Source organism: Citrobacter sp. Cf072 (genome assembly GCF_030334485.1).
Taxonomy (GTDB): Bacteria; Pseudomonadota; Gammaproteobacteria; order Enterobacterales; family Enterobacteriaceae; genus Citrobacter; species Citrobacter freundii.
In genome coordinates, this window is the sequence record NZ_JAOWDX010000044.1 from 570821 (window position 1) to 583697 (window position 12877).

The 12877-nt window shown below is 51.2% G+C and carries 12 protein-coding genes; 6 read left to right on the forward strand and 6 right to left on the reverse strand.

The genetic code is table 11. The annotated features are described in order from the left end of the window. Nucleotides 1-882: a methylisocitrate lyase gene (prpB, locus tag OGX66_RS11730; protein WP_003021316.1), complete on the reverse strand. Its 882-nt coding sequence runs from the start codon at nucleotides 880-882 to the stop codon at nucleotides 1-3. A 252-nt stretch (nucleotides 883-1134) separates the two neighbouring features. Here prpB and prpR point away from each other — a divergent pair, with 252 nt between their 5' ends. After that, on the forward strand, nucleotides 1135-2745 hold the full coding sequence (gene prpR / locus OGX66_RS11735; RefSeq protein WP_088902682.1) for a propionate catabolism operon regulatory protein PrpR: 1611 nt from the start codon (nucleotides 1135-1137) through the stop codon (nucleotides 2743-2745). A 32-nt stretch (nucleotides 2746-2777) separates the two neighbouring features. On the opposite strand, the gene yahO is transcribed toward prpR, so the two are convergent. Further along, the gene (gene yahO / locus OGX66_RS11740; protein ID WP_003021310.1) at nucleotides 2778-3053 is read right to left on the reverse strand and encodes a DUF1471 family periplasmic protein YahO; all 276 of its coding nucleotides are present in this window, start codon (nucleotides 3051-3053) and stop codon (nucleotides 2778-2780) included. Nucleotides 3054-3325: 272 nt separating this feature from the next. Between yahO and OGX66_RS11745 the strand changes: the two genes are divergently transcribed. The 4 genes from OGX66_RS11745 to OGX66_RS11760 all read left to right on the forward strand — a co-directional run bounded on the left by OGX66_RS11745 (nucleotide 3326) and on the right by OGX66_RS11760 (nucleotide 7436). Further along, complete coding sequence (locus OGX66_RS11745) at nucleotides 3326-3958, forward strand: LysE family transporter (RefSeq protein ID WP_003838673.1); 633 nt, start codon at nucleotides 3326-3328, stop codon at nucleotides 3956-3958. A 79-nt stretch (nucleotides 3959-4037) separates the two neighbouring features. Then, on the forward strand, nucleotides 4038-5426 hold the full coding sequence (locus OGX66_RS11750; RefSeq protein WP_088902683.1) for a diguanylate cyclase: 1389 nt from the start codon (nucleotides 4038-4040) through the stop codon (nucleotides 5424-5426). A 219-nt stretch (nucleotides 5427-5645) separates the two neighbouring features. Continuing rightward, complete coding sequence (locus tag OGX66_RS11755; RefSeq protein ID WP_088902684.1) at nucleotides 5646-6743, forward strand: 4Fe-4S binding protein; 1098 nt, start codon at nucleotides 5646-5648, stop codon at nucleotides 6741-6743. 183 nt (nucleotides 6744-6926) lie between these two features. Beyond that, nucleotides 6927-7436 carry a hypothetical protein gene (locus OGX66_RS11760; RefSeq protein WP_225624061.1) on the forward strand — a complete coding sequence of 170 codons (510 nt, stop codon included), beginning with the start codon at nucleotides 6927-6929 and terminating at the stop codon, nucleotides 7434-7436. Nucleotides 7437-7535: 99 nt separating this feature from the next. On the opposite strand, the gene foxA is transcribed toward OGX66_RS11760, so the two are convergent. The 3 genes from foxA to OGX66_RS11775 all read right to left on the reverse strand — a co-directional run bounded on the left by foxA (nucleotide 7536) and on the right by OGX66_RS11775 (nucleotide 11779). Further along, entirely contained in the window at nucleotides 7536-9644 is a 2109-nt protein-coding gene (gene foxA, locus OGX66_RS11765; protein WP_270921560.1) for a ferrioxamine B receptor FoxA, read from the reverse strand. Between the two features lie 121 nt (nucleotides 9645-9765). Further along, nucleotides 9766-10749 carry a helix-turn-helix transcriptional regulator gene (locus tag OGX66_RS11770; RefSeq protein ID WP_061549897.1) on the reverse strand — a complete coding sequence of 328 codons (984 nt, stop codon included), beginning with the start codon at nucleotides 10747-10749 and terminating at the stop codon, nucleotides 9766-9768. A 124-nt stretch (nucleotides 10750-10873) separates the two neighbouring features. Beyond that, on the reverse strand, nucleotides 10874-11779 hold the full coding sequence (locus tag OGX66_RS11775; RefSeq protein ID WP_270921559.1) for a LysR substrate-binding domain-containing protein: 906 nt from the start codon (nucleotides 11777-11779) through the stop codon (nucleotides 10874-10876). A 109-nt stretch (nucleotides 11780-11888) separates the two neighbouring features. Between OGX66_RS11775 and OGX66_RS11780 the strand changes: the two genes are divergently transcribed. After that, a complete protein-coding gene (locus OGX66_RS11780) occupies nucleotides 11889-12518 on the forward strand; it encodes a LysE family translocator (protein ID WP_088902686.1) in 630 nt (209 codons plus the stop codon). Nucleotides 12519-12619: 101 nt separating this feature from the next. Here the strand turns inward: OGX66_RS11780 and OGX66_RS11785 are convergent, their stop codons facing one another. Then, nucleotides 12620-12856 (reverse strand): hypothetical protein, encoded by a 237-nt coding sequence (locus OGX66_RS11785; protein ID WP_003847694.1) that lies wholly within the window; start codon nucleotides 12854-12856, stop codon nucleotides 12620-12622. Between the last annotated feature and the right edge of the window lie 21 nt (nucleotides 12857-12877).

Sequence of the window (12877 nt, forward strand, 5' to 3'; positions counted from 1 at the left end):
TTACTTTTTGCTATACAACGCGTCGAGTTTCTCTTCGAACTGGTAATAATTGATGCTTTCGTACAGCTCGTTACGCGTCTGCATAATGTCGATCACGCTCTTTTGCGTTCCTTCCTGACGCAGCACGTTGTAAACCTTTTCCGCAGCGCGGTTCATAGCGCGGAAAGCCGACAGCGGATACAGCGCCATCGCGACGTTTGCGCTGCGCAGTTCATCGGTGGTGAACAGCGGCGTAGCGCCAAATTCGGTAATGTTGGCGAGGATCGGCACCTGCACCGCGTCGGCAAACTGGCGGTACATCGCAAGCTCGGTGATGGCTTCCGGAAACAGCATGTCCGCGCCTGCTTCGACGTACGCCTGGGCACGATCGATGGCTGCCTCTAACCCTTCCACCGCCAGCGCATCGGTCCGCGCCATGATGACAAAGTTGGGATCGGTACGTGCATCCACCGCGGCGCGGATCCTGTCGACCATCTCTTCTTTAGAGACGATCGCTTTGTTCGGGCGATGGCCGCAGCGCTTAGCGCCGATCTGATCTTCAATATGCAGCGCTGCAGCACCCGCTTTGGAAATCGACTTCACGGTACGCGCCACGTTGAACGCTGACGATCCAAACCCGATATCCGCATCCACCAGCAAGGGCAGCGGGCAAACATCAGTAATGCGACGAATATCGGTCAGCACATCATCAAGGGTAGAAATACCAAGATCCGGCAGACCCAGAGACCCTGCCGCGACGCCGCCGCCGGAGAGATAAATCGCCTGATACCCGGCACGTTGGGCCAGCAGAGCGTGATTGGCGTTGATGGTGCCCACGATTTGTAATGGATTTTCTTTGCTGAGCGCGGCGCGAAACGCCAGCCCTGGGGAGTGTAGAGACATATCCCGTCCTCTTGTTATCAACTTGTTAGCATTCGTTGATTTACTTAAAGCAAGGGGTATGCCAAAGACCTTAATTTTTAATTAATTTATATATTTCCCTTAAAAAACAATATATTAATATAAGTTACTGTATCTTTATTGCACAAAAGCGTGTCAGCTATCGTTTCATGAAACGTTCCTTCATGTTTCATTGCAACATTTATGAAACACAACTAAACCCTAATACTCGGTTCCTTACTTTTTGGGTTAGTTATGGCTGATACGCATCTTCCACCGCGGGTGAACGACGACAAACCGGTTATCTGGACGGTTTCTGTCACGCGCCTGTTCGAACTGTTTCGCGACATCAGCCTGGAGTTCGACCACCTGGCGACCATCACCCCCATTCAGCTTGGTTTCGAAAAAGCGGTGGCGTATATCCGCAAAAAACTGGCTACCGAGCGTTGTGATGCCATTATTGCGGCGGGCTCCAACGGGGCGTATCTGAAAAGCCGTTTATCAATCCCGGTGATCCTGATTAAACCCAGCGGATTTGACGTGCTACAGGCGCTGGCAAAAGCAGGAAAGCTCACCTCGTCGATTGGCGTCATTACCTATCAGGAAACCATTCCTGCGCTTCTCGCCTTTCAAAAAACCTTTAATTTGCAGCTTGAACAGCGCAGCTATATCACCGAGGAAGATGCCCGCGGGCAAATCAACGAACTGAAGGCCGGCGGCACGCAGGCGGTAGTTGGTGCGGGATTGATTACCGATCTGGCAGAAGAAGCAGGTATGACCGGCATCTTTATCTATTCGGCGGCCACCGTGCGCCAGGCCTTTGTCGATGCGCTTGATATGACCCGCCTGACGCTGCGTAGAAACGGTCAGTATGCTTCTGGCGATACGTTGCGCACCCGCTACGCGCTCGGTGATATGCGCGGTCACTCTGTGCAGATGGAACAGGTGCGACACACCATTATGCTCTACGCCCGCTCGCGTGCACCGGTGCTAATTCAGGGTGAAACCGGTACGGGCAAAGAGCTGGCGGCACAGGCCATTCACCGTGAGTTTTTCACTCGTCAGGAGAATCGGCGCGGTAAACCCTCGCCGCCGTTTGTTGCCGTCAACTGCGGAGCAATCACCGAATCATTGCTGGAAGCGGAGCTGTTCGGCTATGAAGATGGCGCCTTTACCGGCTCTCGTCGGGGAGGACGCGCGGGCCTGTTTGAAATTGCTCATGGCGGAACCCTTTTTCTTGATGAGATAGGCGAGATGCCGCTGCCGTTACAAACCCGGCTGCTGCGCGTACTGGAAGAAAAAGAGGTCACCCGAGTCGGTGGGCATCAGCCTATTCCGGTCGATGTCCGGGTGATTAGCGCCACACACTGTAATCTGGAGCAGGAGATGAAACAGGGGGAGTTTCGTACCGATCTGTTTTATCGCCTGAGCATTTTACGCCTCAAGCTGCCGCCGCTACGCGAGCGGTTGCCCGATATCCTGCCGCTGGCGGAAGGTTTTTTAAAACAGTCGCTGGCAGAACTGGATGTGCCGTTTTCTGAGCCAGTACGCAAGGGGCTGGGTTTAAGTCAGTCGACGTTACTGAATTATGGCTGGCCGGGGAATATCCGCGAACTGCGTAATATGATGGAGCGCCTGGCGCTATTTTTAAGCGTCGAGCCGCAGCCGGAGCTGAATGTGGATTTTTTACAACAGCTATTACCAGAACTGGCCATTGTTGCAAACTCACCACAATCATCGTCATTGCTGACGCCGCAGCAGGTGTTGGCACAATGCAATGGTGATAAAACCGCGGCTGCACGCTATCTCGGAATTAGCAGAACCACGTTCTGGCGCAGATTAAAAGAAAACCCGCCGGTACAATGACCGGCGGGAATCGTGATTTTTACAGCAGCGTATTATTTTTTCTTGTAGATATTGGCTGTGCCATGGATTTTATTATCCGTTTGACCGGAAGTTAATACCACAACATCGGCACCTTTCTCTTCGGCTTTCTTCAGCAGTTCTTCTTTGGCATCTGCGACAGAAACTTCATTACTCGTTGAGATATCACCGATTTTTGTGTACTGCGACTCAACCTTTTCAAACTCAAGCTTTGTCATAAACTCCGCGGCATATGCGTTGGTCACGACAAAAGCTAACGCACCAATAAGTACTTTAATTCCAGTTTTCATAGACCAGCTCCAGGTTTTGTTATGACGCCATCATCGATCCCTGAACATGAGATAACGCGATTCAAGGATGATTAATAACTAGTCCAGCCTGGATAAAAAATCCACACTCAGCAGAAATATATAGAAATTTTGCAGCGCAGAAAAACCGGCCGTCGAGTATCAGCACATCAACCAGATCAAAGTTTCAATAGCCAGTGTGAGTTGATCCTCAGAACAGCCAGCTCGCTGAAATTATAGTGTTAACTTTATGAATATTTGAGGAATGGTTGCCTATGGAACCGTTACACGCCGTCATGCTCACTGTTAGCCTGTTTGTTTTAACCTTTTTTAACCCCGGCGCAAATCTGTTCGTAGTGGTACAAACTAGCCTGGCATCCGGACGACGCGCAGGTGTGATGACCGGTCTGGGGGTCGCCTTAGGTGATGCGTTTTACTCCGGCCTTGGGCTTTTTGGTATGGCAACGCTAATCACCCAGTGTGAAGAGATATTTTCATTGATTAAGATTGTCGGCGGCGTCTATCTGCTGTGGTTTGCCTGGAACAGCATCCGCCATCAGGCCACGCCGCAAATGCCCACGCTACAGCAGCCGATTTCCGCCCCCTGGTATGTATTTTTCCGCCGAGGATTACTAACGGATTTATCGAACCCGCAAACCGTACTGTTTTTTATTAGTATCTTCTCGGTCACCTTAAGCGCAGACACACCTACGTGGGCCAGACTGATGGCCTGGGCAGGTATTGTGTTGTCTTCCGTTATCTGGCGTATTTTTCTCAGCCAGGCATTTTCTTTGCCTGCAGTGCGACGGGCGTATGGTCGCATCCAATGCGTTGCCAGCCGAATCATTGGCGCAATAATAGGTGTCTTCGCGCTCAGGCTTATTTATGAGGGTATTAGCCATCGATAAAAGAGTTTAACTTGACCATCGTGAGGTAATTGTCCGTAATACTGCCTGAATTTTTAATCGCACGTTGAGTGGCAGCGAGATGGAACAGATTGAACCGGTAAACGACACATTACTCCTTACAGAATGGCAGGCGCTGATACGACAAACATCGCCTGACGTTCACACGCTCCTCACATCGTTAAGCGATGAAGAGATCCACCATTTAGTGACCGTTTTTTATGACTATATGCTCTCTCATGCCCAGAGTGCATTGTTCCTCAATACAGAACAGGTCAGTACCCGCCTCAGCGGCAGTATGTTTGACTGGTTACGCAGCGTGCTCGGCAGCGCGCACGAAGATCTCTCACAGCTGCTGGCCAAACAACGCAAAATTGGCGTAGTGCATGCCCGTATCGGTCTGCCCATCGATCTGGTGAACCGCGGCGCGCGTAAGCTCAAAGATGAGCTGTATCGGGTGTTGAAAACCAAAGCTGACGACTCGTCTTCCCTGCTGAGCAATGCTATCTGTTTCAGCAGTCTGGCAATGGATACTGCGCTGGAGGCCATGACCGTCTCCTATTCCCCAAGCTACCAAAACTCCCTGCATACACAAGAGCAGTATCGTCTGCAGACTATTTACGATGACGTTAACGTCGAGCGCGAGCGGCAAATCCGTTCGTTTACCGACTGGGAAAACCAGTTTATCTATAACATTGCTACCGGAATGCCTTTCGGTGAAATGGTGTTTCTGGCGAACTCTGATTTTGGTATGTGGTTCTCACATAAGGGAAAACATATTCTTGGCAACAGCAATTTGCTCAAAGAAATGGAATCACTGATTGCAGAGATCGACACCCGTCTGACGACAACCCTGTCACCTCAGCATCAGCCCACAGAACCCGAGCGGATGAGCTTATTACAGGATGTTCGCCAGCTGTCGGCAAAAATCCATTTCCTGCTCGCTTCAATGTTTGAGGCGCTGGTTAAGCAGGAAAATGGTAAAGATTCGCTGACCCAGTTGCTTAATCGCCGCTTTATTCCGACCATCATGCGACGTGAAATCTCGCTGGCGTTACATGCGTGTAAGCCTTTTAGCCTGGCGATGCTGGATATCGACTACTTCAAGCAAATTAACGATAACTTCGGGCATAATATCGGCGATCTGACGCTCAAAAATGTCGCAGCGGTCATTTATGAACATATCCGTAGCAGCGATTACGTGTTCCGCTACGGTGGTGAAGAATTTATGATTCTGCTCGTCGAGTCAGATGAATCGCAGGCCAGTATTATTCTGGAAACGCTGCGCATGAAAATTGCTGAGATGCGCATGGCAGCCTCTGCGACAGAAACGTTTTCTATTACCGTCAGTATCGGTATTGCCGAATATGATTATCATCCCGACTACAAACAGCTGGTTGATAAAGCCGATCGCGCACTTTATCTGGCAAAAAGTAATGGTCGCGACCGCGTTGAGGTTTATCAGGAATAACCATTGCCCTGCAGAGAAATAAATACCCCGTTCAGGGTATTTATCTGGCTTGCGATAAATATCGAGCTGTTATTTTTATTCAGGCATATTTGCATGATGAAAATAACAGCCACGTAATAAGATGCAAATCAAATACACCAAATCTAAATAGCGCTAGCATATCCCGGTGATAACGCCTTCTGAATGCAGAAGGGGAAATATGAGGGATAGTATAAAATCATGAATGGGAAGAAGAGAACGCGCTGGCAGCGCCGTCCTGGCACGATCGGAGGCAAACTGCCGTGGAATGACTGGCGCAATGCCAGCAGTTGGCGAAAAACCACCCAGTTTCTCCTGCTGGCTATTAATATTTATATTGGCGTAACGTTCTATTACTGGGTCCGCTATTTCGAAACCGCCGGCACCAGCGTCTATATTCCAAGGCCTGGTGGTATTGAGGGATGGCTACCGATCGCGGGCTTGATGAATATCCGCTATACGCTGGAGACTGGTTTTCTTCCTCCCATCCATGCCGCCTCCATGCTGCTGTTAGTTGCGTTTATCCTGATTAGTCTGTTGTTAAAAAAAGCCTTCTGTTCGTGGTTATGTCCAGTGGGCACACTGTCCGAACTGCTCGGCAATCTGGGGAAAAAAGTCTTTGGTCGCAACTTCACGCTGCCGCGCTGGCTGGATATCCCGCTGCTCAGTCTGAAGTATCTGTTGCTGAGTTTCTTTTTGTATATCGCCCTGTCGATGCCTGCACAGGGGATTCAGTATTTTCTAATGTCGGCCTATGGCATGATTATCGACGTGAAGATGCTCGATTTCTTTCGCCATATTGGCCCCGCTACGCTCATCTTTATTGTCGTTATCAGCGTCCTGAGCCTGTTTATTCGCAATGCCTGGTGCCGCTATCTGTGCCCTTATGGCGCGCTGCTCGGCCTGTTCTCGCTATTCTCGCCGTTTAAAATCCGCCGTAACGCAGACAGTTGCATCGACTGCGGAAAATGCGCGAAAAACTGCCCGTCGAATATCCCGGTCGACAGACTGATTCAGGTGCGTACCGTGGAATGCACTGGCTGCATGACCTGCGTTGAATCCTGCCCGGTAGCCTCAACGCTGAGCTTTTCACTGCAGACTCCGCCTGGAGCACAAGGCAACGGTGGTAAATCGTTATGGCGTCAGAGGACGCTGTCAGGTGTCGCCATGACGCTACTGGTGCTTGGCATTCTGTTTGCCACCATTGGTTATGCGGTTTATGCCAATGTCTGGGATACGCCAGTACCCGATCATATGTATTTCCAGCTGATCCCGAAGGCAAAGATGATCGGCCATTAATTTTTGTATCAGTATTTTCAAAACCCTGCCAATTCTGGCAGGGTTTCCCGTCTGTCCTGCCATTTTAAGACAATTGAACTTGTGCCATCGTGCTCTCGTTTATACAACCTTAAATATCATCCGTAATAATTTTTCTATTTTGTTATGGGCGACTGGGATCAAAATAATGAACGGGATAACATCATGACTAAAATAAAACTGGTACTGCTATTACCTCTGTTTCTGGCAGGTTGTACGATGAGTGACGGGGAATTAAGAAACGCTTACGCTCAGCATTATCAGCAACCTACCGCCTATGTAGATGCTTATAAACAGAAAATAGCCAGTATGGATATTCATGCGCTGGCCCAATACGCCGCCGCAGAAGATAAGAAAAAAATGCGTGGGCAGCCAAGGCTGAAAATCGACGAATTTATTACCATTGAGAACGTGCAGGCGAAAGGAAATCGGGTGGTTTACGATTACTCACTGTCCGAAAACTGGCTGGCGCTGTCCGCAGATAAACAGCGCGAGAAGCAGACCAATATGAATAAAGACCTGATCTACCGTACCTGCTCGCTGGAAACGGTACGCCTGGCGCAGGCAAAAGGGCTGGAAGAAGAGCATAACTATTACAGTCAGTACCCAGACAAAGTCGCCTTTACTCTGAGAACCAGCGCACAGATTTGTATGCAAAACGGTTTTACACAATAACCGCAATCCACTATGCCTGATGCGCTACGCTCATCAGGCATACAATTTGCACACTGCACCAGGCCGGATAAGGCGCCAGCGCTGCATCCGGCTAAAACATCAGAATTTCCAGGACACACTGCCGACAATGCTGCGCTCGGCGCCGAAGTAGCAGTATGAGAGCGAGTTACAGGCCGCAACGTAGCGCTTGTCGGTCAGGTTGTTAACGTTCAACTGCGCACTCAACCCTTTAATACCGATATTCGTTAAGTCGTAACCAATCACCATATCCACCAGAGTGTAGGACGGCAGGGTGTGAGTATTCAGGCGATCGCTGGTAATACCGTTAACGTAGCGCACGCCTGAACCCAACGTCAGACCGTCCAGCGGACCACTTTTTACATCGTAGCTCAGCCAGGCACTGGCCTGGTTACGCGGGGCGTACACTGCGCGCTTGCCCTGCTCTTCCGGGCTGCTTTTCTTATAGCGAATGTCGGTATAGGTATACGCCGCCTGCAAACGGAAGCTATCCGTCAGTTGGCTAATTGCCTCCAGCTCCACCCCTTCAGATTCAATTTCCCCAATCGAGCGGTATGGATCGGTCGGCTCTTCTTTAGTGGCTATATTCGTCTGATTGATACGGAACACCGACGCGCTGAACTGACTGTTAAGACCTTCCGGCTCATATTTCAGCCCGGCTTCCCACTGCTTGCCTTTCATCGGATCCAGCAGATTGCCGTTCTCATCGGCAAAACTGGTGGGCGTAAAGGCAGTGGAGTAACTCACGTACGGCGCAAAGCCGTTATCGAACAAATAGAGCAACGCGGCGCGGGTGCTGAAGTTGTTTTTATCCAGATCGCTGCGAGTATCCTTGATCTTATCAATATTAGAAACGCTGACCTGATCGTAGCGACCACCGAGCGTAATACGCCAGCGATCCCATGACATCTGATCCTGCAAATAGTAACCCGTCTGGCGCAGCTTGTGTTTCTCACGCGCATACATGTCGATGTAATCAGGCTTCGCGCCGTACACCGGATTAAAGGCGCCAATCGGCGGGAAAGCCCCGTAGTAGCCGGTGGTATTGTTGCTGCGATCCTGATAGTCGAACCCCACCAGCAGACGGTGGTTTACCTGCCAGGTATCAAAGCTGCCGTCGAGCTGGTTATCCAGCGTAATCGCCGACATTTTTTCATCGGAGCCGGAGTAGCCGCGATTAAGCTCGGTTTCATTCAACCAGCCCGCCGCATACACCTGGTTCAGCTCAACGTCGGTATGCAGATAGCGCAGCTTTTGCCGCACCGACCAACCGCTATCAAACATATGCTCAATGTTGTAGCCCACCATGTTTTCACGGCGATCGTATTTGTCGTAATCATTCTCGCCTTCGTAAAAGGTATTGGAGATCTTTTGCCCGTAATGCGGAACCACGGTGCCGTCATACGGCAGACCGGAGTGGCTTCCGCCTTCCGGGTCACGGTGCAGATAGGCCATCAGATCCAGACGCGTCTGGTCGGTGATACGCCAGGTCAGGCTGGGCATCAGCGCGTAACGTTCTTCCTTCAATGGACCAAACTGCGAGTCCGCGTAACGCGTCATCCCGCTCAATCGCGCCGCCACTCGATCGTTATCATCCAGCGCCCCGGTGACGTCAAACGCCGCGCCGCGCTGGTTATTGTTGCCGGCAAACAGCTTCACTTCACCGCCCGCATCAAACGACGGCTTACGTGAGGTCAGCGCCACAATACCGCCCGGGGACGAACGGCCATACAGTACGGAAGCCGGGCCACGTACGACTTCGATATCTTCGAGGAACCACGGATCAACCACCAGCGAGCTGTGTGAGTTGGTGTCGCCCATCATCTTCAGACCATCGAGATAGACGTTATCCAGGCTACCGTCAGAAAAGCCACGCAGCACGATGTAGTCAAAGCGGTTGGAGGCGCCAATCTGATTGCTGTACACCCCCGGCGTATAGCTGACAGCCTGGCGCACGCTGGTTGCGCCTTGCTCTTCAAACTGTTCACGGGTAACGATCGATACCGACTGCGGCGTTTCAATATCCGGCGTGGCAAGCTTCGTGGCCCCGCTCTGCATCTGCGAGGTGACAACCACCGTATCGTTTTTTGTTGTTTCCTGCGCCAGCAGAGGAAAAGCCACGCTGCCGGTCACCCATCCCGCCAGCAGCGCCAAGCGAGTCTTCGCGAACATGAATATCTCCAAAGGCATGTCTAATTGTAAGTGAGAATTATTACCTTTTTGCTGACGGAGATAGCTATGCCGGATGCCAGGTTGCCTATGCGCAGTGCCAAATTGTCAGGAAATCACGTGCGTAAAACGCAAATATGGATTAGCAAGGTTTGAGCAAATCGCCGGGCGAAAAGCCGTAACGACGACGAAAAGCGGTAGAAAAGTTGGTGGCGTGCTGATAACCCGACATCCAGGCCGCCTGCTGTACGCTATATCCTTCCAGTAGATAGCCGCGCGCATGTTCCAGACGGCAATCGCGCAGGTAGTCGAATACCGAACAGCCATAGGCTGCACGGAACTTACTGCGCAGGCTGCTGGGGCTCATCGCCGCGCGTTGGGCCAGTTCATTAAGGGTATAGTCATTTTCGGGACTCTCCTCCAGCAGTCGGCGAACGACCTCCAGCCGCTGCTGCTCACCGCTCGCCGCAAGACGTTTACCGCTCTCGACCTGACACATGCTGAGGCCATGACCGAACAGTTGTAATATCAGCCCTTCCAGCATCAGCTGACGAGAAACATGGCTAATGGTACTCTGCTGCGCGAACTGCAGCCCGCTGAGTAAAAACCCCGGCACCTGCCAGATAAGCGTCGGCGTCTGGCATCTTTCCCACTCGCGCATCAACGATTCAAGCAACCCCGTGCGATACGCGCCGTCAGGATACAAACCGAGCGATAATGTACGGAGTTTACTATCAGCATGATGACGGGCACGCATCGTCTGGTGCTCACTCAGGCGCGAGCTAAACGCCATGCCGGAGCGCACCACATGCTCCTGTCCGTTAAGCGTCAGGATCACGCAGCCTTCCAGTACCACCAGCATATACAGAGGACTGTCGTGGCGAGAAGTGGTTTCGTAGGGTTGCAATACCTGTACGTCGGAGTGCGTCACGCACATCCCGCAAGGGAGAGTCATCTCCTCAATTTCACCTTGCAGAACAGGGCTGCCTGACGGCAAATCCGGTCTTTGTGCCAACAGGGGAAAGCGGTAATCGATCCCGTAGCGCTCACCAAAATCCATAAACTCGCTGACGGAGAAAGTGCGAGCGACGCGTCCGGAGGCATTCAGGGCGGTGGTGTTGTTCATGCTGTCTTCTGCACAGGAAATGGAATTAGCGGTTTATAACTGAAGCAACATTACCATTACCTGCACAATACGACAATAATAATGAGAACCATTATCAATATAGGTAATCAGCAAAATAAACAGCTTAATCCAGCCAGTTTAGATCTGCCGAGGAAGCAGACGGCGCAGCCTCTTTTAACCAGCGATACAGCAGCTCAATATTTCTGAGCCGTGTTGAAGCCTTTGGCCAGACAAGGTAATACCCCTCGCCAGTCGCCACTGCATCTTTAAACGGTAACGCCAACATCCCTGCCTGAATGGCCGCCAGGCTTAACAGCAGGTCGGCAACAGACACGCCATGACCACTCATCGCGGCAAGACTACCCTGCTCCAGGGTGTCGAACACTTTACCTCGCGCAAGATTCAACGCCGGAAACTTCCCAGTGCGTTGCAGCCACCGACGCCAGTCGCGGCGATCCGCTGAGGGATGAATCAGTTCACAGGCAGAAAGATCGCGCTGCACCTGCACCAGTAGTGCGGGTGAACACACCGGGATAAGCCACTCCTGAAACAGCAACCGGCTGTCGGTATCGTCACCAAAATGGCCATTCCCTAACAGGATCGCACAGTCATACGGTTCACGACTGAAGGATACCGAATCGGTATCCATCCAGACGCTGGAAATTTCGATCACCGGGGTCGGATGCGCTTCACGGAAAAGACGCAGCACATCCAGAAGCCAGCGCATTGTCAACGTAGACGGCGCTTTCAGCCGTAGCTCATGACTGCTGCAGCGAAAGGCATGACACGCGTGTTCCAGACTCTGAAACCCAGCCGTCAACTGCTGCGCTAACCCTTGGCCAGAAGGTGTTATCTCGATACGCGGGCCGCTGCGGATAAATAGCTCACAGCCAAACCATGCCTCCAGCGTGCGAATATGACGGCTTACCGCGCCCGGCGTCACGTTAAGTTGAATAGCGGCTTTGCTGAACGTTCCCAGACGGGCTGCGGCTTCAAAAGCCCTCAGGGCATACAACGGAGGTAGCGTCATCGAGAGTTTCTATGTTGAGTTTTACTCACAGTAGAGCGCAGTTTTATTCGTTTTTCAATGCGCTACGTAAACGGAATACTGGTGGAAAATATCATCAGGATAATCAGGTATGAATTTCACTTTACTGGCTGCCTATAGCCTCAGCGTAGTAACCCTGCTGTTAACGCCGGGTCCTGTCGTGGCGCTGATTACCACCACCGCGGCGCAGCACGGCTATCGCCGGGCTTTTCTCACGCTGATTGGCACTAACGGCGCTTCTTTAGTACTGATTGCTCTGGCTGCACTGATGCTAGCTGGCGTGGTTTCAATCTCTGCGATATGGCTTGGCGTACTGGGTCTTGTGGGATCGTTGTATATCGGAGTGATGGCGATTAACGGCCTGCAGACCAGGGCCTCAAAACCCGGACTGGGTGCGCGAAAGCGCGATAACAGCGGGCTTATCCACGGATTTCTGACCGGGGTCGCCAACCCAAAGGACATTTTGTTTTTCGTAGCTTTTTTCCCCCAGTTCATTGCCATTACGCAAGATTTCACCACCAGCATTCTGACGCTAACGCTGGTGTGGGTTATTTTTGATGTTACGGTGTTGTCTTTTTACATCGTGGTTTTCAAACGCTGGATACCAGCGCGCTTTGCCAGATGCAGCGGTTTTATCTCCTCTCTTTTTCTGCTCGCGGTGGCGGTGTTTGGCATTATTTATAATGTACACGCACTACAAATGCTCTCACCCGCGCTGTGATCCTCAACAAATTGTTCAGCCAGACATCTCATCTTGCACCGGGAAGGATAAAATAAGAACAAATCGACATTAATATTATTAATGGATTAATAAACCCAGATTCAGAAAATATAGACGATAACATTTTCATGGCGTTCAACTGGCACCCTCACCCATGATAACGCATCAACGGCGATAGGTGCCATGTCATTTTCTAAACGAAGTAGAGGTGTATTGTCATCTGGCACAACTGTGCTTTCACCGATCTCAAGAACGCCCCGAAAAGAAATGGACATATTGTCCGACGTATCCGACAACTTTATCCATTCGGTTGTAATCACTAACTTTCGAGTAAACATTCGCTATCCTTTGCGCGTAGT

Excerpts from the sequence above, each read along its gene's own strand:
- foxA (WP_270921560.1), bottom strand. The coding sequence starts at position 9,644 with ATGCCTTTGGAGATATTCATGTTCGCGAAGACTCGCTTGGCGCTGCTG.
- OGX66_RS11780 (WP_088902686.1), top strand. The coding sequence starts at position 11,889 with ATGAATTTCACTTTACTGGCTGCCTATAGCCTCAGCGTAGTAACCCTG.
- OGX66_RS11775 (WP_270921559.1), bottom strand. The coding sequence starts at position 11,779 with ATGACGCTACCTCCGTTGTATGCCCTGAGGGCTTTTGAAGCCGCAGCC.
- OGX66_RS11755 (WP_088902684.1), top strand. The coding sequence starts at position 5,646 with ATGAATGGGAAGAAGAGAACGCGCTGGCAGCGCCGTCCTGGCACGATC.
- prpB (WP_003021316.1), bottom strand. The coding sequence starts at position 882 with ATGTCTCTACACTCCCCAGGGCTGGCGTTTCGCGCCGCGCTCAGCAAA.
- prpR (WP_088902682.1), top strand. The coding sequence starts at position 1,135 with ATGGCTGATACGCATCTTCCACCGCGGGTGAACGACGACAAACCGGTT.
- OGX66_RS11745 (WP_003838673.1), top strand. The coding sequence starts at position 3,326 with ATGGAACCGTTACACGCCGTCATGCTCACTGTTAGCCTGTTTGTTTTA.
- yahO (WP_003021310.1), bottom strand. The coding sequence starts at position 3,053 with ATGAAAACTGGAATTAAAGTACTTATTGGTGCGTTAGCTTTTGTCGTG.
- OGX66_RS11770 (WP_061549897.1), bottom strand. The coding sequence starts at position 10,749 with ATGAACAACACCACCGCCCTGAATGCCTCCGGACGCGTCGCTCGCACT.
- OGX66_RS11750 (WP_088902683.1), top strand. The coding sequence starts at position 4,038 with ATGGAACAGATTGAACCGGTAAACGACACATTACTCCTTACAGAATGG.
- OGX66_RS11785 (WP_003847694.1), bottom strand. The coding sequence starts at position 12,856 with ATGTTTACTCGAAAGTTAGTGATTACAACCGAATGGATAAAGTTGTCG.
- OGX66_RS11760 (WP_225624061.1), top strand. The coding sequence starts at position 6,927 with ATGACTAAAATAAAACTGGTACTGCTATTACCTCTGTTTCTGGCAGGT.